Source organism: Streptomyces sp. NPDC107498, from assembly GCF_055582805.1.
In genome coordinates this window covers 29,731-50,587 of sequence record NZ_JBVJPE010000025.1, presented here as the reverse complement: position 1 = coordinate 50,587, position 20,857 = coordinate 29,731, and the positions used below count along the sequence as shown (strand labels likewise).

Below are 20,857 nucleotides of genomic sequence, written 5' to 3'. Positions count from 1 at the left end.
CGGTACGGCCCCGCCGGTCCAACACCTGATCGGTGGCCATTCACGCACCTGTGTTGTTGAATGCGGCGGTGGCGACCTCCTCCTACGACATCGACCCCCGTCTTCTGCGCGCCTTCACCGCCGTCGCCGAAGAACTGCACTTCACCCGGGCCGCCGCCCGTCTCTACGTCGCGCAGCAGGCGCTCAGCCGCGACATCCGGCGCCTGGAGCGGGAGTTGGGCGCGGAGCTGTTCGTGCGGACCACCCGGCAGGTCGCCCTCACCCCCGACGGCGAGCGCCTCCTCCCGCACGCCCGCCGGGTGCTGGCCGCCCACGACGAGCTGGGCGACGCCTTCCGGGCCGCGCCCCGGCCGCTCCTCGTCGACCTCAACAGCCCCGACCTCGTCCAGGAGCGCATCCTCCTGCGCGCCCGCGAACTCGCCCCGGAACACGAGCTGATGGCCCGCTACGAGAGCGGGCTCACCGGCGCCGCGCAGTCCATCCTCGCCGGCCGGCTCGACACCTCCTTCGGCCGGTACGGAGGACTCGACGCCCGGCTCAGGGCGCGGCTCGACTCCCAGTTCGTCCGGTACGAGCGGATGGCCGTCATCCTTCCCGAGGACCATCCGCTCGCCGGACTGCCCGAGGTGCCGCTCGGCCGGCTCGCCGGGGAGCGGGTCTACGCCGGCGCCGGGAACGACCGCACGTCCGAGTGGACCGACCTCGCCGCCCGTCTCTTCGCCGGCCGGGACATCGAGATCGCCCCGCCCGCGCCGCTCGCCGTCGGCAAGGAGGAGTTCCGCCGGCTCATGGCCAAGTACGGCAACGCGGTCCTCGCCGTCGTCGACTTCCCGCCCATGCCGGACTGCGTGACCCGGCCCCTCGTCGACCCCGTCCCCCTCTCGCCCGTGAGCCTGGTGTGGCGCAAGGGGCTCCGCCACCCCGGCCTGGACGCCCTGCGCCGGGCGGCGGCGGAGTTGGGCGGCCGGGAGGGATGGCTCACCCGGCCGCCCGGCGCCTGGCTGCCGGAGGGGGAGCCGGGGCTGCCCGCCCGGACCGGGGCGCTCACAGGGGGCCCGTCCACCGGGTGAGAGCAAGGTTCCGCCACCGTCACCTCACGGCACCGGACTGAAACGCGCCCTTCCTAGCGTCGGTCGCATCAGGGATCCGACTCCGTGGAGGTGCGAGATGGGTGGCCGCTGGATCGAACGCTGGGAACCGGAGGACGAGACCTTCTGGCGCGAGGGGGGAGAGCGGATCGCACGGCGCAACCTGCTCTTCTCCGTCCTCTCCGAGCACGTCGGCTTCTCGATCTGGAGCCTCTGGTCGGTCATGGTCCTCTTCATGGGCCCCCGGTACGGGGTGGACCCGGCCGGCAAGTTCTTCCTCATCGGCACCGCCACCTTCGTCGGCGCGCTCGTCCGCGTCCCGTACACCTTCGCCGTCGCCCGCTTCGGGGGCCGCAACTGGACGGTCTTCAGCGCCCTGCTGCTCCTGCTGCCCACCGGCCTCGCCTTCGCGGTGATGCACCCCGGCACCCCGTACGCCACCTTCGTCCTCGTCGCCGCGCTCACCGGCGTCGGCGGCGGCAACTTCGCCTCCTCGATGACCAACATCAACGCCTTCTTCCCGCTGCGGAGGAAGGGCTGGGCCCTCGGCCTCAACGCGGGCGGCGGCAACATCGGCGTTCCCGTCGTCCAGCTCGTCGGCCTCCTCGTCATCGGCACCGCCGGAGCGGTGCACCCGAGGATCGTGCTCGGCGTCTACCTGCCGCTGATCGTCGTCGCCGCCGTCTGCTCCGCGCTCTTCATGGACAACCTCGCCCCCGTGAGGAACGACACCGGGGCGGTCCGGGAGGCCGTGAAGGCCCGCCACACCTGGATCATGGCCTTCCTGTACGTCGGCACCTTCGGCTCCTTCATCGGCTACAGCTTCGCCTTCGGCCTCGTCCTGCAGACCCAGTTCGGCCGCACCCCGCTCCAGGCCGCCTCGCTCACCTTCGTCGGCCCGCTGCTCGGCTCGCTCGTCCGGCCGGTCGGCGGCTCCCTCGCCGACCGGTACGGCGGCGCCCGCATCACCCTGGGGACCTTCGCCGCGATGGCCGTCGCCACCGCCGTCGTGATCCACGCCTCCGTCGTCGAGTCCCTCGCCGTCTTCCTCGTCGGCTTCATCGCCCTCTTCGTCCTCAGCGGCCTGGGCAACGGCTCCACGTTCAAGATGATCCCGGCGATCTTCCTCGCCCAGGGCCACCGCGAGGGCCTCGCGGGCGGGGCCGCCGAGTCCTACGGACGACGGCTCTCCGGCGCCTCCATGGGGCTCATCGGCGCGGTCGGCGGGGTCGGGGGCCTCGGCATCAACCTCGCCTTCCGCCAGTCCTTCCAGACCGCCGGCACCGGCACCGCCGCCTTCGTCGCCTTCCTCGCCTTCTACGCGGCCTGCATGGTCGTCACCTGGGCGGTATACCTTCGGTCCCCCGCCACCGCCCCCGGGACCGCCGAGGCGGTCACGGATCCCGAGCCCCGGCCCGGCTACGCGCGGGTGTGATCCCCGATGCCCGGCGCGTACCGTAACGACCAGGAAATACGGGCGAACCCGGACCGTCACGCATCCCCGTCAGGCTCAGACCCCATGGACGAGCAAGAACACGGCCCCCTCGCCGGCTTCACGATCGGCGTCACCGCGGCACGACGCGCCGACGAGCTCATCGCGCTGCTGCGCCGGCGCGGCGCGGCCGTCGTCCACGGCCCCGCGCTGCGGATCGTGCCCCTCGCCGACGACACCGAACTCCTCGCCGCCACCAAGGAGCTCATCGGCCGTGCCCCGGACGTCGTCGTCGCCACCACGGCGATCGGCTTCCGGGGCTGGGTCGAGGCCGCCGAGGGCTGGGGACACGGGGAGGAACTCCTCGCCGTCCTGCGCGATGTCGAACTCCTCGCCCGCGGCCCCAAGGTCAAGGGGGCCGTACGGGCCGCCGGACTCACCGAGTCCTGGTCGCCCTCCTCCGAGTCGATGGCCGAGGTCCTCGACCGGCTCCTGGCGGAAGGCGTCGAGGGCCGGCGCATCGCGCTCCAGCTCCACGGGGAGCCGCTCCCCGGCTTCGTCGAGGCGCTCACGGCCGGCGGCGCCGAGGTCGTCGGCGTTCCCGTCTACCGCTGGATGCCCCCCGAGGACCTCGGACCGCTCGACCGGCTCCTCGACGCGACCCTCGCCGGCGGACTCGACGCGGTGACCTTCACCAGCGCGCCGGCCGCCGCCTCGTTGTTCTCCCGCGCGGCGGAGCGGGGCGTACGGGACGAACTCGTCGCCGCGCTCCGGCACGACGTGCTCGCGGTGTGCGTGGGGCCCGTCACGGCCCTGCCGCTCCAGGCGGAGGGGATCGACACCCACCAGCCGGAGCGCTTCCGGATCGGACCGCTCGTCCAGCTCCTCTGCAAGGAACTGCCCGCCCGCTCCCGGGTCCTGCCGGTCGCCGGGCGCCGGCTGGAGGTCCGGGGGCACGCGGTCCTCGTCGACGACGTCCTGCGGCCCGTCCCGCCCGCCGGAATGGCCCTCCTCGGGCTCCTCGCCCGCCGCCCCGGCTGGGTCGTCTCCCGCGCCGACCTCCTCCGGGCGCTGCCGGGGGCGGGGCGCGACGAGCACGCCGTGGAGACGGCGATGGCACGGCTCCGGGCGGCCCTCGGCACGCCGAAGCTGATCCAGACGGTGGTGAAGCGGGGGTACCGGCTGGCGCTGGATCCCGCGACGGAGGAGAAGTACGACGGCTGAGGGCGCGGGTGCGGGCCGGACGCCGGCCCGCACCCCCGTCCGCGGAGTGGTTCGCGGGCGGCCCGGTGCTCCGCCGTCCCGCGGCGCGGGCCTCCTCGGGTCAGGGCCGGGTGGCGGCTTCGCTGTCGGGGTGGAGGACGAAGACCTGGTCGAGGCCCACGACCTTCAGGACGCGGAGGGTGCGGGCGGGGACGGCGGCGAGGGCGATGTCCGCCCCGGCGGCGTGGGCGTGCGCGCGGGCGGCGAGCAGGGCGGTGATGCCGCTGGAGTCGCAGAACTCCATGTCCGCCAGGTCCAGCACGAGCCGCCCGCCCGGCCGGAGGGCGACGGTGGTGAGCGCCTCCTTCAGTCGGGCGGCGGTGGCGTAGTCGAGTTCACCGACGACCCCCAGGACGGGGCCGGTCGCGGCGTCGTGGGTGGTGATCCTCAGCGGTGTCATTCCGGGTTCTCGGTCGGGGGGACGCCGAGGGCGAGCAGCGCGGTGTCGTCGTCCAGGCCGTCGCCGAAGCCGTCCAACAGGACGGTCAGGGCCTCGACGACCTCGTGGGGCGGTCTCCCCGCGTGGCGGGCGGCGAAGGCGCGCAGGGCTTCGTCTCCGTACAGGTCGGTGCGGTCGTGGCCGGTCCGGGCCTCGGTGAGGCCGTCGGTGTACAGCAGGAGCGTGTCACCGGGGGCCAGGGTGGTGGTGGCGGTGGTGAAGGGGGCGGTGGGCAGGATGCCGACGAGGAGGCCGCCCGGGGTGGGGAGGAAGTCGGTGGTGCCGTCGGCCCGCAGGAGGAGGGCCGGCGGGTGGCCTCCCGAGGCGATGCGGACGGCGGCGTGCCCGGTGGCGGGGTCGGGTTCGACGACACCGAAGACGGCGGTGCAGTACCGCGGGTCGCCGCTGCTGTAGCGCTCGTGGAGCACGGTGTTGAGCGTCGTCAGCGCGGCCACCGGGTCGGGGTCGTGCAGTGCGGCGGTGCGCAGGGTGTAGCGGGTCAGCGAGGTGACGGCCGCCGCCTGGGGGCCCTTGCCGCACACGTCGCCCAGGAAGAAGGCGAAGCGTTCGCCGCCGAGGGGGATGACGTCGTAGAAGTCGCCGCCCAGGCGGTCGGGAGAGGCCGTGCGGTAGTGGGCGGCCGCCTCCATCCCCGGGATCGGCGGCAGGGTGTCGGGCAGCAGCGACGCCTGGAGCACGGCGAGGGCGTCCTGCAGCCGGGCGCGGTCGGCCTCCGCCTCCCGGCGGGCCTGTTCGGCGTCCTTCCGGGCCCGCAGGAGCTCCTCCTCGTAGGCGCGGCGGTCGCGGGCGTCGAAGACGGTGGTGCGGATCAGCAGCGGTTCGCCGGAATCGCCGTACTTGATCGCGGAGGAGACCAGCACCGGCAGGCGGGTGCCGTCGGCCTGTCTCATCTCCAGGGCGATGCCGCCGATCTCGCCCCGCATGCGCAGCAGCGGCGCGAAGTGGGTCTCGTGGTACAGCTTGCCGCCCACGGTCAGCAGGTCGGTGAACCGCATCCGGCCCGTCACCGCCTCCCGCTCCAGACCGAGCCAGCCCAGGAGGGTGGCGTTGACCTTCGCGACGGTGCCGTCCAGCAGGGTCGACAGGTACCCGCACGGAGCGCTCTCGTACAGTTCCTCGGCGCTGTCCTCGAGGAGCGCGGCGAACGCGACGTTCGCCGCCTGCTCGTCGTCGGCGCCGTGGGGCTCGGGCTGCTGCCCGACGCGGCACATCACCGCAGTTCCGCCAGGAAGCGGGTGATCGCCTCGTTGGTGGCCTCCGGCGCGGACAGGTGGGGGCAGTGGCCGGTGGCGTCCAGCGTGACCAGGGTCGAGCCGGGGATCGCCCGGTGGACGAAGGCGCCGACCTCCCGGGGGGCGATGACGTCCTGGACGCAGTCCAGGATCAGGGTCGGCACCTCCACGCCCTTCAGGTCGTCCCGCGAGTCCGACAGGAACGTGGTCCGGGCGAAGACGCGCGCCATCTCGGGGTCGGTGGCGCAGAAGCTGGTGGTCAGTTCCTCGCCGAGCTCGGGCCGCTCCGCGTTCCCCATGATCGCCGGCGCCATGGCCGCCGACCAGCCGAGGTAGTTCGACTCCAGGGACGCCAGCAGTTCGTCGATGTCCTCGGCGCTGAACCCGCCGCGGTACCCCTCGTCGTCGATGTACCGCGGCGAGGGGGCGACCATCACCAGCGCGCCGATCCGCTCCGGAGCCATGCCGACGGCCAGCACGCCGACCATCGCGCTGACCGAGTGCCCCACGAACACGGCGTCCCGCAGGTCGAGCGCCTCGCACACCTCCACCACGTCCCGGGCGTAGCCGTCCAGGGAGGAGTACCGCTCCGGGGAGAACGCGGTCGGATCCGACCGCCCCGAGCCCACGTAGTCGAACATCACCACCCGGTGGTCCGCCTCCAGGGCCGGCACCGTCAGCCGCCACATGTTCTGGTCGCAACCGAACCCATGGGCCAGTACCACCACGGGCCCGTCGGGATTCCCGGTCACCGTGATGTTGTTCCTGCGTTCGATATCCATACCTGCACCCTCTCAGACCCTCGCCTCCGCTCCTCCCTGCCCCGGATGGATCCCCCCATCCCCCACCCGGCGCCTCCACGTGCGATCCGGGCGGCCTCCGGCGGATCCCGCACGACGATCCCGCGGCCGGGAGCCGATCGAGCCTGACACGGTCCCTCCTCGTGGCGTACGCTCGACGGCTGCCCAGTGCACGTGAGAAGGGGGCCTTAGGTGGCCGCGCAGGAAGCCGTGGACACGGTCAGAGACCGTGAGATCGGTGTCGAGCAGGAACATCTGGATCAGGTCTACCGCCGTCTGGAGGAGAAGATCCACGAGGCGGAGTTCCTGATGAACGACGCCGCCCAGCGGGGCCAGGTCGGCACGCCCGGCGCGCTCGCCGAGCGCGACGCCCAGGTCTTCCGGGCCGGCATCCACCTCAACCGGCTCAACAACGAGTTCGAGGACTTCCTCTTCGGCCGGATCGACCTGCTGTACGGCAAGGACGGGAAGAAGGGCCCCGACGGCGCCTACACCTCCGTCGAACCCGCCGAGGACGCCGTACGCCCCGACAACACCGCCGACATCGGCGAGACCCTCCACATCGGACGGATCGGGGTGCTCGACTCCGACTACGCGCCGCTCGTCATCGACTGGCGCGCGCCCGCCGCCGCGCCCTTCTACCGGTCCACCCCCGTCGACCCCGGCCGGGTCGTGCGCCGCCGCGTCATCCGTTCCAAGGGCCGCCGGGTCCTCGGCGTCGAGGACGACCTCATGCGCCCCGAGCTGCGGGCCGCCCTCGACGGGCGCGAGCTGCCCGTGATCGGCGACGGCGCCCTGATGGCCGCCCTCGGCCAGGCCCGCAGCCACACCATGCGGGACATCGTGTCCAGCATCCAGGCCGAGCAGGACCTGGTCATCCGGGCACCCGCCGCCTCCGTGACGTACGTCGAGGGCGGGCCGGGGACGGGGAAGACGGCGGTCGCGCTGCACCGTGCCGCCTATCTGCTCTACCAGGACCGGCGGCGGTACGCGGGCGGCATCCTGATCGTCTCCCCGACCCCGCTCCTCGTCTCGTACACCGAGGGCGTCCTGCCGTCCCTCGGCGAGGAGGGCCAGGTCGCGATCCGCGCCGTCGGTTCGCTGGTCGACGGCGCCGAGGCCACCGCGTACGACGAACCGGCCGTCGCCCGGATCAAGGGTTCCTCCCGCATGGTGCACGTGCTGCGGAAGGCGGCCCGGGGCGCCCTGGAGAACCCCGGGGCACCGCAGCTGCTGCGCGTCGTCGCCTTCGGGCGGCGCCTCGAGCTGGAGGCCGACGAGCTGCGCCGCATCCGGCACAACGTCCTCGGCGGCACCGCCCCCGTCAACCTGCTCCGGCCGCGCGCCCGCCGGCTGCTCCTCGACGCGCTGTACGCCAAGTCCGGCGCCGTCGGCCGGCACAGCGACCCCGAGCTCGCCGCCGAGCTGCGCTCCTCCTTCGACGAGGACGTGTCGACCGAGGACTCCTTCCTCGGCTTCCTCGACGCCTGGTGGCCCGAGCTCGACCCCCGCCAGGTCCTCGACGCCATGGCCGACGAGCGGCGGCTCGGCCGCTGGGCCCGCCGCATCCTCAACCCGGGCGAGGTGCGGCGGCTCGCGCGCTCGCTGCGCCGCCGGGAGCCGTCCGTCCACGACGTCGCCCTCCTCGACGAGCTGGGCACGCTGCTCGGCGCCCCGGCCCGGCCCCGCAAGAAGCGGGAGTACGACCCGCTGGACCAGCTCACGGGGCTGGAGGAGCTGATGCCCGTACGGGAGGAGACCCAGTGGGAGCGGGCCGAGCGGCTCGCGGCGGAGCGCACCGAGTACGCGCACGTGATCGTCGACGAGGCCCAGGACCTGACGCCCATGCAGTGGCGGATGGTCGGGCGGCGCGGCCGGCACGCCACCTGGACGGTCGTCGGCGACCCGGCGCAGTCCTCCTGGTCGGACCCGGACGAGGCCGCGGAGGCCCGGGACGAGGCGCTCGGCTCGCGGCCGCGGCGCCGCTTCGAGCTCACCGTGAACTACCGGAACCCGGCGGAGATCGCCGAGCTGGCCGCCAAGGTGCTCGCGCTCGCCATGCCGGGCAAGGAATCGCCCCGGGCGGTCCGCTCGACGGGCGTCGAGCCCCGGTTCGTGGCCCTCGGTGAGGGGGCGGATCTGGCCGAAACCGTACGTTTCGAGGCCGAGCGGCTGCTCGGCGAGGTGGACGGGACGGTGGGCGTCGTCGTCGCCATGAACCGGCGCGCGGAGGCCGCCGGCTGGCTCGCGGGGCTCGGCGACCGGGTGGTGGCGCTCGGTTCCCTGGAGGCGAAGGGCCTGGAGTACGACGCGACGGTGGTCGTCTCGCCCGCGGAGATCGCGGACGAGTCCCCGGCCGGCCTGCGGGTGCTCTACGTGGCGCTGACCCGGTCGACGCAGGCCCTGACGGTGCTCTCGGGCGACCGGGACGTGCCGGACGGGGCCGGGGTGCCGGATCTGCTGCGGGACTGAGCGGTCGGCGCGGCGGGGGCCGGTCCGCTCCGCCGCCCGGGGCTGATTTCAGGTCAACCTGCGGTGCTGGAATCACCGAGCAGGGTGGTTTGTTAGCCTTGTCGTGGCACCGGCTCGATCCAAGCCCCCGGGCCCAACCTTCGTCCCTCAGAGGGACCACTTGCCGCGAGGCGAGCATGGCGGGTCGGTGCCACTTAGACGTACGTACGAAGTTGAGGCCCCTGTCACCCCAGGTGACGGGGGCCTCTTCTGTTTCCCCATGACTTCTCGTATGGTGGAAACTACTTTCCGAAAACAAAATGACCGTATTACCTGCTACCGGCAGGTAGGTGCGACCATCGGAGGGCGCCGCCAGGCAACCAGCCGGGGCGGCGTAGCAACGAAGCTCAGGGAAAGCAGAGGAACTCGGCCATGGCAACGGCGCCCAGCGTCTCGTACTCGATGACGGTCAGGCTGGAGGTTCCCGCCAGCGGGACCGCGGTCTCCCAGCTCACCACGGCGGTGGAGTCCCACGGCGGATCCGTCACCGGCCTCGACGTGACCGCCTCCGGCCACGAGAAGCTCCGCATCGACGTCACCATCGCCGCCACCTCCACCGCGCACGCCGACGAGATCGTCGAGCAGCTGCGCGGCATCGAGGGCGTCGTCCTGGGCAAGGTCTCGGACCGTACGTTCCTCATGCACCTCGGCGGCAAGATCGAGATGGCGGCGAAGCACCCCATCCGCAACCGTGACGACCTCTCCATGATCTACACCCCGGGCGTCGCCCGCGTGTGCATGGCGATCGCCGAGAACCCCGAGGACGCGCGCCGCCTCACCATCAAGCGCAACACCGTCGCGGTCGTCACCGACGGCTCCGCCGTCCTCGGCCTCGGCAACATCGGCCCGATGGCCGCGATGCCGGTCATGGAGGGCAAGGCGGCCCTGTTCAAGCGCTTCGCCGACATCGACGCCTGGCCGATCTGCCTCGACACCCAGGACACCGACGAGATCGTCTCGATCGTCAAGGCGATCGCCCCCGGCTTCGCGGGCATCAACCTGGAGGACATCTCCGCGCCCCGCTGCTTCGAGATCGAGGCCCGGCTGCGCGAGGCCCTCGACATCCCCGTCTTCCACGACGACCAGCACGGCACCGCGATCGTCGTCCTCGCCGCCCTCACCAACGCGCTGCGCGTGGTCGGCAAGGGCGTCGGCGACGTCCGGGTCGTCATGTCCGGCGCCGGCGCCGCCGGCACGGCCATCCTCAAGCTGCTGATCGCGGCGGGCGTGAAGCACGCCGTCGTCGCCGACATCCACGGCGTCGTGCACGCGGGCCGCGAGGACCTCGTGGACGCCCCGGCGGACTCGCCGCTGCGCTGGATCGCCGACAACACCAACCCCGAGGGCGTCACCGGCACCCTGAAGCAGGCCGTCGTCGGCGCGGACGTGTTCATCGGCGTCTCGGCCCCGAACCTGCTCGGCGCGGAGGACGTCGCCGCCATGGCGGAGGGCGCCATCGTGTTCGCGCTCGCGAACCCCGACCCGGAGGTCGACCCGGCCGTCGCCCGGCAGACGGCCGCCGTCGTCGCCACCGGCCGCTCGGACTTCCCGAACCAGATCAACAACGTGCTGGTCTTCCCGGGTGTCTTCCGCGGTCTGCTCGACGCCCAGTCCCGTACGGTCAACACGGAGATGATGCTGGCGGCGGCCTCCGCCCTCGCCGACGTCGTCACCGAGGACGAGCTGAACCCGAACTACATCATCCCGTCGGTCTTCAACGACAAGGTCGCGGGCGCGGTCGCCGGCGCGGTCAGGACCGCGGCGAAGGCCGCGGGCGCGGGTGCGGCGCCGGGCGGGCGCTGACGGCGCGTCGCGATTCGCGGAGCCGTAAACCCGCCTTTAGGGTGGCTTTTCGGCTCCGCGCGGTTTTCGCGGTGTCGACACAACGTCACCACCACGGGAATCCGGCGCTTTTCGTGTGACCCGAGGGGGTGCCGGATTGGCGTTCCCGCCGCTGGTGGGGGCAGGATGCGTGTTTGGGCGCGAGGGTCTGTCATGTGACCCGGGTCCGGGGACTGTCCGAGGGCCCTGGCAGCATCGGCTTCGCTGTACCCAATCGCGCGGCTTCCGCCGCGTGGCACGCCTCACAGGCAAGAAGAACACGGGAGTAACAACATGAACCGCAGTGAGCTGGTGGCCGCCCTGGCCGACCGCGCCGAGGTGACCCGCAAGGACGCCGACGCCGTGCTGGCCGCTCTCGCCGAGACCGTCGGTGAGGTCGTCGCCAAGGGTGACGAGAAGGTCACCATCCCCGGCTTCCTGACCTTCGAGCGCACCCACCGTGCCGCTCGCACCGCGCGCAACCCGCAGACCGGCGACCCGATCGACATCCCGGCCGGCTACAGCGTGAAGGTCTCCGCGGGCTCGAAGCTCAAGGAAGCCGCCAAGGGCAAGTAAGGCGGCCTGTAGGCGCAGAAAGGGCGGCCACCCTGTCAGGGGGTGGCCGCCCTTTCGTTCGTGCGCGTACGGGCCCGTGGGGGCCCGCAGCGCCTGGCGGGGACCGTACGGCTCGAGGCGGGGACCCGTACGGCTCAAGGTCGGGGCCCGTGCGGCTCGAGGCGGGGACCACGTGAAGGCGGGACCCGTGCGACGCGAAGGCGGGGCCCCGTGTGCCGCACGGGGCCCCGCCTTCGCACCGGTCGGAGGTGAGCCGGTCAGACCAGCGCGCTGCCCGGCAGCTCGACCTTCGCGCCGAGCTCGACGAGCTTCTCCATGAAGTTCTCGTAGCCGCGGTTGATCAGGTCGATGCCGTGGACCCGGGAGGTGCCCTGGGCCGCCAGCGCCGCGATCAGGTACGAGAAGCCGCCGCGCAGGTCGGGGATGACCAGGTCGGAGCCCTGGAGCTTCGTCGGGCCGGACACGACCGCGGAGTGCAGGAAGTTCCGCTGGCCGAAGCGGCAGTCGGAGCCGCCCAGGCACTCGCGGTACAGCTGGATGTGCGCACCCATCTGGTTCAGCGCGGAGGTGAAGCCGAGCCGGGACTCGTACACCGTCTCGTGGACGATGGAGAGGCCGGAGGCCTGCGTCAGGGCCACGACCAGCGGCTGCTGCCAGTCCGTCTGGAAGCCGGGGTGCACGTCCGTCTCCAGGTGGATCGCGTTGAGCGAGCCGCCCGGGTGCCAGAAGCGGATGCCCTCGTCGTCGATCTCGAAGGCGCCGCCGACCTTCCGGTACGTGTTGAGGAAGGTCATCATCGAGCGCTGCTGGGCGCCGCGCACGTAGATGTTGCCCTCGGTCGCCAGCGCCGCCGAGGCCCAGGAGGCCGCCTCCAGGCGGTCCGGGAGCGCCCGGTGGGTGTAGCCGTCGAGGCGGTCGACACCGGTGATCCGGATGGTCCGGTCGGTGTCCATCGAGATGATCGCGCCCATCTTCTGCAGGACGCAGATCAGGTCCTCGATCTCGGGCTCCACGGCGGCGTTCGACAGCTCGGTGACGCCCTCCGCGAGGACCGCCGTGAGCAGCACCTGCTCGGTCGAGCCGACCGAGGGGTACGGGAGGCGGATCTTGCAACCGCGAAGGCGCTGCGGGGCCTCCAGGTACTGCCCGTCCGCCCGCTTCTCGATGGTGGCGCCGAACTGGCGCAGCACGTCGAAGTGGAAGTCGATGGGCCGGCCGCCGATGTCGCAGCCGCCGAGGCCCGGGATGAAGGCGTGGCCGAGGCGGTGCAGCAGCGGGCCGCAGAAGAGGATCGGGATGCGCGACGAGCCGGCGTGGGCATCGATGTCGGCGACGTTCGCGGACTCGACGTGCGTCGGGTCGAGGACGAGCTCGCCGGGTTCCTCGCCCGGGCGGACCGTCACTCCGTGCAGCTGGAGCAGCCCGCGGACCACGCGGACGTCACGGATGTCGGGAACGTTGCGCAGGCGGCTGGGGCCGCTGCCGAGCAGGGCGGCGACCATCGCCTTGGGCACGAGGTTCTTCGCGCCGCGGACGCGGATCTCGCCCTCCAGCGGGGTTCCGCCGTGGACAAGCAGGACATCGTCTGTGCCGGTCATGAATCTCGCGTTCCGAAAGTGGGGTCCGACGGGTGGCCAGAGAAAAGGGTAAGGGGCCATGAGACCCCGATCGGGTGTCTCATGGGGCCTGTCAGATGTAATGAATTCGGCACAACACCCTCTGTTCCCGCGATCTTGCGGAGCGTTACCGTCCGCTTGCCTTCGAGGGGCGGTCCGGCGCCGCGACCCCGTCCGTTCCGAACTGCGGTGGGGCCCGTCTTCCCGCCATCCCGTCCGACAACCCCCGCGAACGCCGAAGATGCGGGATCATGTGTCGCATGACCGAGGTGTCCTCGCTCACAGGACGGCTGCTCGTGGCCACCCCCGCGCTGGCGGATCCGAATTTCGACCGCGCGGTGGTCCTGCTGCTCGATCACGACGACGAGGGTTCGCTCGGCGTCGTCCTCAACCGGCCCACGCCGGTCACCGTCGGCGACATCCTCGCCCCCTGGGCCCCCCTCGCCGGCGAACCGGACGTCGTCTTCCAGGGCGGCCCCGTCTCCCTCGACGCGGCCCTCGGCGTGGCGGTGATCCCCGGCGACGAGGGCCCCCTCGGCTGGCGGCGGGTGTACGGCGCGATCGGCCTGGTCGACCTGGAGGCCCCGCCCGAGCTGCTCGGGCCGGCCCTCGGCTCGCTGCGGATCTTCGCGGGCTACGCGGGCTGGGGCCCCGGCCAGCTGGAGACCGAGCTCGACGACGGCGCCTGGTACGTGGTCGAGTCGGAGCCCGGAGACGTCTCCTCGCCGCACCCCGAGACGCTCTGGCGGCAGGTGCTGCGACGGCAGCGCGGCGAGCTCGCGATGATCGCCACGTACCCCGACGACCCGTCCCTCAACTGAGCCCCGGCTTTCAGTACCCTTGGCGGTTATGAGCACTCTCGAGCCCGAGCGCGGGGCAGGTACGGGAACCCTCGTCGAGCCGACGCCGCAGGTGTCCCACGGTGACGGCGACCACGAGCGCTACGCCCACTACGTCCAGAAGGACAAGATCATGGCGAGCGCCCTCGACGGCACGCCCGTCGTGGCGCTGTGCGGAAAGGTCTGGGTGCCGGGGCGCGACCCCAAGAAGTACCCGGTCTGTCCGATGTGCAAGGAGATCTACGACTCCATGGGCGCCGGCGGCGGCGACAAGGACAAGGGCGGCAAGGACAAGTAAGGCGGTCCTGACGTCGGAGCGGCCCTCCCGCGGCCCCCGGCGCGCGCACTCCGGTGCGCGCGACGGGGGCCGTTCCGCGTCTCACCTCCGGGGAGATGAGGGCGGGAAGGGCCGGTGAGGCGGGCGAAGTGGTCGAGACCTCTTGTCGGCCCGCCCGGAACGCCCCTAGTCTCACGCGTGTTGTGCGGTGCGAAACGCTCATTGCACATGATGCAACGGATGTGTGAGGACTGACGCGATGCCCCTCCCGCTGGACCTGATCCCGGCGCCCCTGTCCGCCGAGTGCCGGAGCGGCGCCCCGGACCGCCGCCCGCTCGACGCGCGGACCACGCTCGACGTCGGCCCGGGCACCGAGGCCACCGCCCGCTGGATCCGCGCCGCGCTCGGCGCGGCCACCGGGCTGCCGCTCGCCGACGGGACCGGGCCGCAGGCGATCCGGCTGAGGATCGCCGGGGAGACGGCCGGAGGGCGCGGGCCGGAGGCGTACGGCCTGACCACCGAGGACCCGGACGCGGCCGTCGTCATCGAGGGCGGCGGCCCGGCCGGGGTGTTCTGGGGCGCCCAGACCCTCCGTCAGCTCCTCGGCCCCGACGCGTACCGCAGGGCGCCCGTACGGAGGGACCGGGCCTGGGACCTCCCGCGCGTGACGGTCGAGGACGCCCCCCGCTTCGGCTGGCGCGGGATGCTGCTCGACGTCTCCCGGCACTTCCTGCCCAAGGACGACGTCCTGCGGTACCTCGACCTGCTCGCCGCCCACAAGCTGAACGTCCTCCACCTCCACCTCACCGACGACCAGGGCTGGCGCATCGAGATCGAGCGCCACCCGAGGCTCACCGAGATCGGCGCCTGGCGGGCCCGCACCAAGTGGGGCCACCGGGCCTCGCCGCTCTGGACGGAGACCCCCCACGGCGGCTTCTACACCCAGGACGACATCCGCGAGATCGTCGCGTACGCCGCCGAGCGGCACGTCACCGTCGTCCCCGAGATCGACCTCCCCGGCCACGCGCAGGCCGCCATCGCCGCCCACCCGGAACTCGGCAACACCGACGTCGTCGACACCGCGGCCCTCACCGTCTGGGACACCTGGGGCGTCAACCCCAACGTCCTCGCCCCGACCGAGGCCGTCCTGCGCTTCTACGAGGGCGTCTTCGAGGAGGTCCTCGACCTCTTCCCGTCCACCTTCGTCCACGTCGGCGGCGACGAGTGCCCCAAGGACCAGTGGAAGGCCTCCCCGGCCGCCCGGGCCCGCATCGAGGAGCTGGGGGTGGGCGACGAGGACGGCCTCCAGTCCTGGTTCATCCGCCACTTCGACCGCTGGCTCGCCGCCCGCGGCCGCCGCCTCATCGGCTGGGACGAGATCCTGGAGGGCGGCCTCGCCGAAGGGGCGGCCGTGTCGTCCTGGCGGGGGTACGCGGGCGGGATCGCCGCCGCCGAGGCCGGCCACGACGTCGTCATGTGCCCCGAACAGCACGTCTACCTCGACCACCGCCAGGCGCCCGGCGAGGACGAGCCGGTGCCCATCGGACACGTGCGCACCCTGGCGGACGTCTACCGCTTCGAGCCCGTCCCGCCCGGACTCGCCCCGGAGGCCGCCGCCCACATCCTGGGAACCCAGGCCAACGTCTGGACCGAGGTCATGGAGAACCGCTCGCGCGTCGACTACCAGGTCTTCCCGCGCCTCGCCGCCTTCGCCGAGGTCGCCTGGTCCGCGCTGCCCGCGCCGGAGGCGCGCGACCACGCCGGTCTCGAGCGCCGCATGCGCACCCACTACCGGCGCCTGGACGCCCTCGGCGTCGACTACCGCCCGCCCACCGGGCCCCGCCCCTGGCAGCGGCGGCCGGGCGTCTCCGGCCGACCCCTGGAGGGCACACCCCCGAACGTGTGAGGGCCCCCTGTCCCCCCGTCACCCAAGAGCGGCGAAACGGGAGTCACCGTCACAGCCGGGGCGTCCCGGACGGAACAGTCCTTCGCGGACCCTCGCTCCGGACTGCTCGGAAGATGTGCCAGAGTTGCCACGTCCGGCCTGTGAGCACGTACGGTACGCCCACACGCAGGCGCGACGGCCGGGCACAGTCGGGGACCGCCGGGACACCGGGAAGGGGCAGCGGGTTGACCACGCACGCACCACAAACAACGCAGTCCGTGACGCTGCCCGCCTCGCTCGACGAGGCCGTGGCAGCCCTCACGGCCATGCCGGCCGCCGTGCCCGTCGCCGGCGGCACCGACCTCATGGCGGCCGTCAACAAGGGCCAGCTCCGCCCCGCCGGGCTCGTCGGCCTGAGCCGCATCAACGAGATCCGCGGCTGGCAGTACCAGGACGGGCACGCCCTCCTCGGCGCGGGCCTCACCCACGCCCGGATGGGCCGCCCCGACTTCGCCGCCCTCATCCCGGCCCTCGCCGCCGCCTCGCGCGCGGCCGGACCGCCCCAGATCCGCAACGCGGGCACCCTCGGCGGCAACGTCGTCACCGCCGCGCCCACCGGCGACTCGCTGCCCGTCCTCGCCGCCCTGGAGGCCGACCTCGTCGTCCTCGGTCCGCTCGGCAGCCGCGAGATCCCCGTCTCCCACCTCCTCGCGGGCCGCGACCTGCTCGCCCCCGGCGAGCTCGTCGGCTTCGTCCGCGTCCCGCTGCTCCACGCCCCCCAGGTCTTCCTCAAGGCCACCGGCCGCACCGGCCCGGCCCGCGCCACCGCCTCCGTCGCCGTCGTCCTCGACCCCGCCCGGCGCGGGGTGCGCTGCGCCGTCGGCGCCGTCGCGCCCATGCCGCTGCGCCCCCTGGAGGCCGAGCGCTGGATCGCCTCGCTGGTGGACTGGGACAACGACCGGGGGCTCGCTCCGGAGGCGCTCGCGGCGTTCGGCGAGTACGTCGCCGCCGCCTGCATCCCGGACCCGCCGGGCGACGAACAGTTGCCTCCGGCCGTACTGCACCTGCGGCGCACGGTCGCCGCACTCGCCCGACGGGCACTGGGGAGGGCACTGGCATGAGCGACGAGCACACGGACCGGACGGGCGGCTGGGAGCCGCTCCCGCAAAGCGAGGGGTACGACGGCGACGCGACCGCCTTCGTCCAGCTGCCGCCCGACTTCATGCTGGACGGCGTCCCCCTGGAGGCGCCGGGCCACGGCTACGTACCGCCGATGATCACCCCGCTCCAGCCGCTCGCCCCGGCCGCGGCGACGGACCCGGCGGCGACGGGCACCTGGACGGTGCACGTCCCGACGGAGGCGCAGCAGACGCAGTACTTCGAGGGATACGAGGGGTACGAGGGGGGCGGGTACGGGGAGCGGGACGGCTCGTTCCAGGACGGCTCGCACCAGGGCGACTCGTTCCAGGGCGACTTGCACCAGGGCGAATCGCACCAGGACGGCTCGTTCCAGGGCGGCTCGTTCCATGACGGTCCGCTTCCCGGCGGGGAGCACTTCCAGCCGCCGGCGTACGTCGAGAACGCCGTCGAGTACGTCGAGGACCCGCAGGCGACGGCCGAGTGGCGCTTCGACGGGGCCGTGGCGCCCGCCGCCGACCCGGGCTCCACGGGCCAGTGGCGGATCCCCGTCGCCCCGGACGCGGCCGCGCAGGCGGGGCCGGGGAAGCAGGGGGCGCCGGGGGCCCCCGAGGAGGCCCCGGCGCCCGTCGCCCCGTACGCCGAGGCCCCGGCGACGCTGCCGGGCGGCGCGCCCGCGCCCTGGGTGCTCCCCGAGGAGCCGACGGCGACGCACGAGGCCCTGCCGGACGCCGGGCCGGAGGCCGTGCCGTCGCCCGCTGGGGAGACCGATCGGGAAGCCGTCCCGGAGGCGACTCCCGAGGCCGTGCGGGCGCCCGCTCCGGACGAGGAGGCCCCCGAGGCCCCCGTGCCGGCCGCCGAGGTCGACGCGGTGACCGTGGTCGACGCGGACGTCGTCGACATCACGGGCGTCACCGGCATCCCGGACGTCACGGACAGCACGGACAGTGACGAGCACCCCCACACCTCGTACATGCTGCGGGTCAACGGGACCGACCGCCCCGTCACCGACTCCTGGATCGGCGAGTCGCTGCTCTACGTCCTGCGCGAGCGCCTCGGCCTCGCCGGGGCCAAGGACGGCTGCTCGCAGGGCGAGTGCGGCGCGTGCAACGTGCAGGTCGACGGCCGGCTCGTCGCCTCCTGCCTGGTGCCCGCGGCGACCGCCGCCGGGAGCGAGGTGCGGACGGTCGAGGGCCTCGCGGTCGACGGCGAACCCTCCGACGTGCAGCGGGCGATGGCCAGGTGCGGCACCGTCCAGTGCGGCTTCTGCATCCCCGGCATGTGCATGACCGTGCATGACCTCCTGGAGGGCAACCACGCCCCCACGGAGCTGGAGACCCGCCAGGCCCTCGCCGGCAACCTCTGCCGCTGCTCCGGCTACCGCGGCGTGCTCGACGCCGTCCGGGACGTCGTCGCCGAGCGCGAGGCCGCCGCCGCGGCCGTCTCGCCCGAAGCGGCCGACGAGGTCCGCGTCCCGCACCAGATTCCCCACCCGCACGACGGAGGCATGGCGTGAGCAGCGACGCGACGACCGCGGCTCTGGACACCCCCGATCAGGAGCAGGCCACGCGCGGAATCGGCGCCTCGCTCCCGCAGGCCGAGTCACGGGCGAAGACCGAGGGCACCTTCCCGTACGCCTCCGACCTGTGGGCCGAGGGGCTGCTCTGGGCCGCGATCCTGCGCTCGCCGCACCCGCACGCGCGGATCGTGTCGATCGACACCGCGGCGGCGGCGGCCATGCCGGGCGTACGGGCCGTGGTGACGGCCGCCGACGTGCCGGGCGCGGCGACCTACGGCCGCCGGGTCGCCGACCGGCCCGTCTTCGCCTCCGACCTGGTCCGGCACCACGGCGAGGCCCTCGCGGCCGTCGCCGCCGACCACCCGGACACGGCGCGCCTCGCGGCCGCGGCGATCGCCGTCGAGTACGAGCTCCTCGAACCCGTCACCGACCCGGAGAAGGCGTTCGCGGCGGAGCCGCTGCACCCCGACGGGAACCTGATCCGGCACATCCCGCTGCGCTTCGGCGACCCGGAGGCGGCGGGCGAGGTCGTCGTCGAGGGGCTGTACCGGATCGGCCGCCAGGACCCGGCGCCGATCGGCGCGGAGGCGGGCCTCGCCGTGCCGCGCCCCGACGGCGGAGTGGAGATCTACACCGCCTCCACCGACCCGCACACCGACCGCGACCTGGCGGCCGCCTGCTTCGGCCTGCCGCCCGAGCAGGTCAAACTGGTCGTCACGGGAGTCCCCGGCGCCACCGGCGACCGCGAGGACCCGGGCTTCCAGATCCCGTTGGGCCTCCTGGCGCTGCGCACCGGCTGCCCGGTCAAACTCACCGCCACCCGCGAGGAGTCGTTCCTCGGCCACGCCCACCGCCACCCCACCCTGCTGCGCTACCGCCACCACGCGGACGCGGAGGGCCGCCTGGTGAAGGTGGAGGCGCAGATCCTGCTCGACGCGGGCGCGTACGCGGACTCGTCGTCGGAGTCCCTCGCGGCGGCCGTGGCCTTCGCCTGCGGCCCGTACGTCGTCCCGCACGCCTTCGTGGAGGGCTGGGCCGTCCGCACCAACAACCCCCCGTCCGGCCACGTGCGGGGCGAGGGCGCGATGCAGGTGTGCGCGGCGTACGAGGCCCAGATGGACAAGCTGGCCGCGAAGCTGGGCGTGGACCCGGCCGAGCTGCGCATGCGGAACGTGATGGCGACCGGCGACATCCTGCCGACCGGCCAGACGGTGACCTGCCCGGCCCCGGTGGCCGAACTCCTCGCCGCCGTACGCGACTTCCCGCTCCCCGCCCTCCCCAAGGACACCCCCGAGGGCGACTGGCTGCTGCCCGGCGGCCTGGAGGGCGCGGGCGAACCCGGCGCGGTGCGGCGGGGCGTGGGCTACGCGCTCGGCATGGTGCACATGCTGGGCGCCGAGGGCACCGACGAGGTCTCGACGGCCACCGTCCGCGTCGTGGACGGGGTGGCGACGGTCATCTGCTCGGCGGTGGACACCGGTTCGGGCTTCTCGACGCTCGCCCGCCAGATCGTGCAGGAGACGCTCGGCGTCGACGAGGTGCACGTCGCCCCCGTCGACACCGACCAGCCGCCGGCGGGACCGGCCGCGCACGGCCGCCACACGTGGGTGTCGGGCGGGGCGGTCGAGCGGGCCGCGAAGATGGTCCGCACGCAGCTCCTCCAGCCGCTGGCGCACAAGTTCGGCATGTCGACCGAGCTGCTCCAGATCACGGACGGCAAGATCACCTCGTACGACGGAGTCCTCTCGACGACCGTCATGGAGGCGATGGACGGCAAGGAACTCTGGGCCACCGCCCAGTGCCGCCCCCACCCCACCGAGCCCCTCGACGAATCCGGCCAGGGCGACGCCTTCGTCGGCCTCGCGTTCTGCGCGATCCGCGCGGTCGTGGACGTGGACGTCGAACTCGGCGCGGTGCGCGTGGTGGAGATGGCCGTCGCCCAGGACGTCGGCCGCGTGCTCAACCCCGCCCAACTGGCCGCCCGCATCGAGGCGGGCGTCACGCAGGGCGTCGGCGCTGCCCTCACGGAGAACCTCCGCACGGCCCGCGGTCTGGTCCGGCACCCCGACTTCACGGGGTACGCACTCCCGACATCCCTGGATGCCCCGGACATTCGCATCGTGAAACTCGTCGAGGAACGCGACGTCGTGGCCCCCTTCGGCGCGAAGGCGGCGAGCGCCGTCCCGGTCGTCACCTCACCCGCCGCAGTGGCCTCAGCCGTGCGAGCGGCGACGGGCCGCCCGGTCAACCGCCTCCCGATCCGCCCCCAGGCGGCGGTCGCCGTGCCCAATTCGTAACCGTGTGATGTCCGTTGCTTGTGCAACCCGGAGGTGCGCACTGTCGTCGTTCCTGACTACAGTGAACTTCTAGACTTGTGCGGTACACGGCATGGTGGTTCACC

At 73.3% G+C, this 20,857-nt stretch carries 16 protein-coding genes; 12 read left to right on the top strand and 4 right to left on the bottom strand.

Annotated features, from left to right (window positions below; all coding sequences use genetic code 11):
- The first annotated feature begins 68 nt into the window (after positions 1–68).
- The 3 genes from ACZ66Z_RS31615 to ACZ66Z_RS31605 all read left to right on the top strand — a co-directional run bounded on the left by ACZ66Z_RS31615 (position 69) and on the right by ACZ66Z_RS31605 (position 3,744).
- Positions 69–1,070 carry a LysR family transcriptional regulator gene (locus tag ACZ66Z_RS31615; protein ID WP_469938959.1) on the top strand — a complete coding sequence of 334 codons (1,002 nt, stop codon included), beginning with the start codon at positions 69–71 and terminating at the stop codon, positions 1,068–1,070.
- A gap of 97 nt (positions 1,071–1,167) precedes the next feature.
- The gene (locus tag ACZ66Z_RS31610; protein ID WP_469938958.1) at positions 1,168–2,523 is read left to right on the top strand and encodes a nitrate/nitrite transporter; all 1,356 of its coding nucleotides are present in this window, start codon (positions 1,168–1,170) and stop codon (positions 2,521–2,523) included.
- A gap of 84 nt (positions 2,524–2,607) precedes the next feature.
- Positions 2,608–3,744, top strand: coding sequence for a uroporphyrinogen-III synthase (locus ACZ66Z_RS31605; RefSeq protein ID WP_469938957.1), 1,137 nt, complete (start codon positions 2,608–2,610; stop codon positions 3,742–3,744).
- A gap of 100 nt (positions 3,745–3,844) precedes the next feature.
- Here ACZ66Z_RS31605 and ACZ66Z_RS31600 read toward each other — a convergent pair whose 3' ends face one another.
- From ACZ66Z_RS31600 to ACZ66Z_RS31590, 3 genes are read right to left on the bottom strand one after another with little or no spacing between them, the layout of a single operon-like run.
- A complete protein-coding gene (locus tag ACZ66Z_RS31600) occupies positions 3,845–4,183 on the bottom strand; it encodes an STAS domain-containing protein (RefSeq protein WP_469938956.1) in 339 nt (112 codons plus the stop codon).
- Complete coding sequence (locus ACZ66Z_RS31595; protein ID WP_469938955.1) at positions 4,180–5,454, bottom strand: PP2C family protein-serine/threonine phosphatase; 1,275 nt, start codon at positions 5,452–5,454, stop codon at positions 4,180–4,182. The genes ACZ66Z_RS31600 and ACZ66Z_RS31595 overlap by 4 nt, the downstream gene beginning before the upstream one ends.
- On the bottom strand, positions 5,454–6,257 hold the full coding sequence (locus tag ACZ66Z_RS31590) for an alpha/beta fold hydrolase (protein WP_469938953.1): 804 nt from the start codon (positions 6,255–6,257) through the stop codon (positions 5,454–5,456). Before ACZ66Z_RS31590 ends, ACZ66Z_RS31595 begins: the two co-directional genes overlap by 1 nt.
- Positions 6,258–6,467: 210 nt before the next feature.
- On the opposite strand from ACZ66Z_RS31590, the gene ACZ66Z_RS31585 reads away from it, so the two are divergent.
- From ACZ66Z_RS31585 to ACZ66Z_RS31575, 3 genes are all read left to right on the top strand, one after another.
- Positions 6,468–8,747, top strand: a complete 2,280-nt coding sequence (locus ACZ66Z_RS31585; protein ID WP_469938952.1) for a HelD family protein — start codon at positions 6,468–6,470, stop codon at positions 8,745–8,747.
- Positions 8,748–9,158: 411 nt separating this feature from the next.
- Entirely contained in the window at positions 9,159–10,589 is a 1,431-nt protein-coding gene (locus ACZ66Z_RS31580; protein WP_469938951.1) for an NAD-dependent malic enzyme, read from the top strand.
- Positions 10,590–10,901: 312 nt separating this feature from the next.
- Positions 10,902–11,183, top strand: coding sequence for an HU family DNA-binding protein (locus ACZ66Z_RS31575; RefSeq protein WP_015033921.1), 282 nt, complete (start codon positions 10,902–10,904; stop codon positions 11,181–11,183).
- 257 nt (positions 11,184–11,440) lie between these two features.
- Here the strand turns inward: ACZ66Z_RS31575 and murA are convergent, their stop codons facing one another.
- Positions 11,441–12,781 carry a UDP-N-acetylglucosamine 1-carboxyvinyltransferase gene (gene murA, locus ACZ66Z_RS31570; RefSeq protein ID WP_469938949.1) on the bottom strand — a complete coding sequence of 447 codons (1,341 nt, stop codon included), beginning with the start codon at positions 12,779–12,781 and terminating at the stop codon, positions 11,441–11,443.
- Between the two features lie 278 nt (positions 12,782–13,059).
- Between murA and ACZ66Z_RS31565 the strand changes: the two genes are divergently transcribed.
- The 6 genes from ACZ66Z_RS31565 (at position 13,060) to ACZ66Z_RS31540 (ending at position 20,753) form a co-directional block, all read left to right on the top strand.
- The gene (locus ACZ66Z_RS31565; RefSeq protein WP_469938948.1) at positions 13,060–13,620 is read left to right on the top strand and encodes a YqgE/AlgH family protein; all 561 of its coding nucleotides are present in this window, start codon (positions 13,060–13,062) and stop codon (positions 13,618–13,620) included.
- A 28-nt stretch (positions 13,621–13,648) separates the two neighbouring features.
- A complete protein-coding gene (locus ACZ66Z_RS31560) occupies positions 13,649–13,936 on the top strand; it encodes a DUF3039 domain-containing protein (protein ID WP_015033918.1) in 288 nt (95 codons plus the stop codon).
- Positions 13,937–14,174: 238 nt separating this feature from the next.
- Entirely contained in the window at positions 14,175–15,821 is a 1,647-nt protein-coding gene (locus ACZ66Z_RS31555) for a beta-N-acetylhexosaminidase (protein WP_469938947.1), read from the top strand.
- A gap of 224 nt (positions 15,822–16,045) precedes the next feature.
- Entirely contained in the window at positions 16,046–16,921 is an 876-nt protein-coding gene (locus ACZ66Z_RS31550; RefSeq protein WP_123452814.1) for an FAD binding domain-containing protein, read from the top strand.
- Complete coding sequence (locus ACZ66Z_RS31545; protein WP_469938946.1) at positions 16,918–18,453, top strand: (2Fe-2S)-binding protein; 1,536 nt, start codon at positions 16,918–16,920, stop codon at positions 18,451–18,453. The genes ACZ66Z_RS31550 and ACZ66Z_RS31545 overlap by 4 nt, the downstream gene beginning before the upstream one ends.
- On the top strand, positions 18,450–20,753 hold the full coding sequence (locus tag ACZ66Z_RS31540) for a xanthine dehydrogenase family protein molybdopterin-binding subunit (protein WP_469938945.1): 2,304 nt from the start codon (positions 18,450–18,452) through the stop codon (positions 20,751–20,753). The genes ACZ66Z_RS31545 and ACZ66Z_RS31540 overlap by 4 nt, the downstream gene beginning before the upstream one ends.
- The last annotated feature ends 104 nt before the right edge of the window (positions 20,754–20,857 follow it).

Coding starts and splice junctions, on each gene's coding strand:
- ACZ66Z_RS31610 (WP_469938958.1), top strand. CDS start 1,168: ATGGGTGGCCGCTGGATCGAACGCTGGGAACCGGAGGACGAGACCTTC.
- ACZ66Z_RS31605 (WP_469938957.1), top strand. CDS start 2,608: ATGGACGAGCAAGAACACGGCCCCCTCGCCGGCTTCACGATCGGCGTC.
- ACZ66Z_RS31600 (WP_469938956.1), bottom strand. CDS start 4,183: ATGACACCGCTGAGGATCACCACCCACGACGCCGCGACCGGCCCCGTC.
- ACZ66Z_RS31595 (WP_469938955.1), bottom strand. CDS start 5,454: ATGTGCCGCGTCGGGCAGCAGCCCGAGCCCCACGGCGCCGACGACGAG.
- ACZ66Z_RS31590 (WP_469938953.1), bottom strand. CDS start 6,257: ATGGATATCGAACGCAGGAACAACATCACGGTGACCGGGAATCCCGAC.
- ACZ66Z_RS31580 (WP_469938951.1), top strand. CDS start 9,159: ATGGCAACGGCGCCCAGCGTCTCGTACTCGATGACGGTCAGGCTGGAG.
- ACZ66Z_RS31575 (WP_015033921.1), top strand. CDS start 10,902: ATGAACCGCAGTGAGCTGGTGGCCGCCCTGGCCGACCGCGCCGAGGTG.
- murA (WP_469938949.1), bottom strand. CDS start 12,781: ATGACCGGCACAGACGATGTCCTGCTTGTCCACGGCGGAACCCCGCTG.
- ACZ66Z_RS31565 (WP_469938948.1), top strand. CDS start 13,060: ATGACCGAGGTGTCCTCGCTCACAGGACGGCTGCTCGTGGCCACCCCC.
- ACZ66Z_RS31560 (WP_015033918.1), top strand. CDS start 13,649: ATGAGCACTCTCGAGCCCGAGCGCGGGGCAGGTACGGGAACCCTCGTC.
- ACZ66Z_RS31555 (WP_469938947.1), top strand. CDS start 14,175: ATGCCCCTCCCGCTGGACCTGATCCCGGCGCCCCTGTCCGCCGAGTGC.
- ACZ66Z_RS31545 (WP_469938946.1), top strand. CDS start 16,918: ATGAGCGACGAGCACACGGACCGGACGGGCGGCTGGGAGCCGCTCCCG.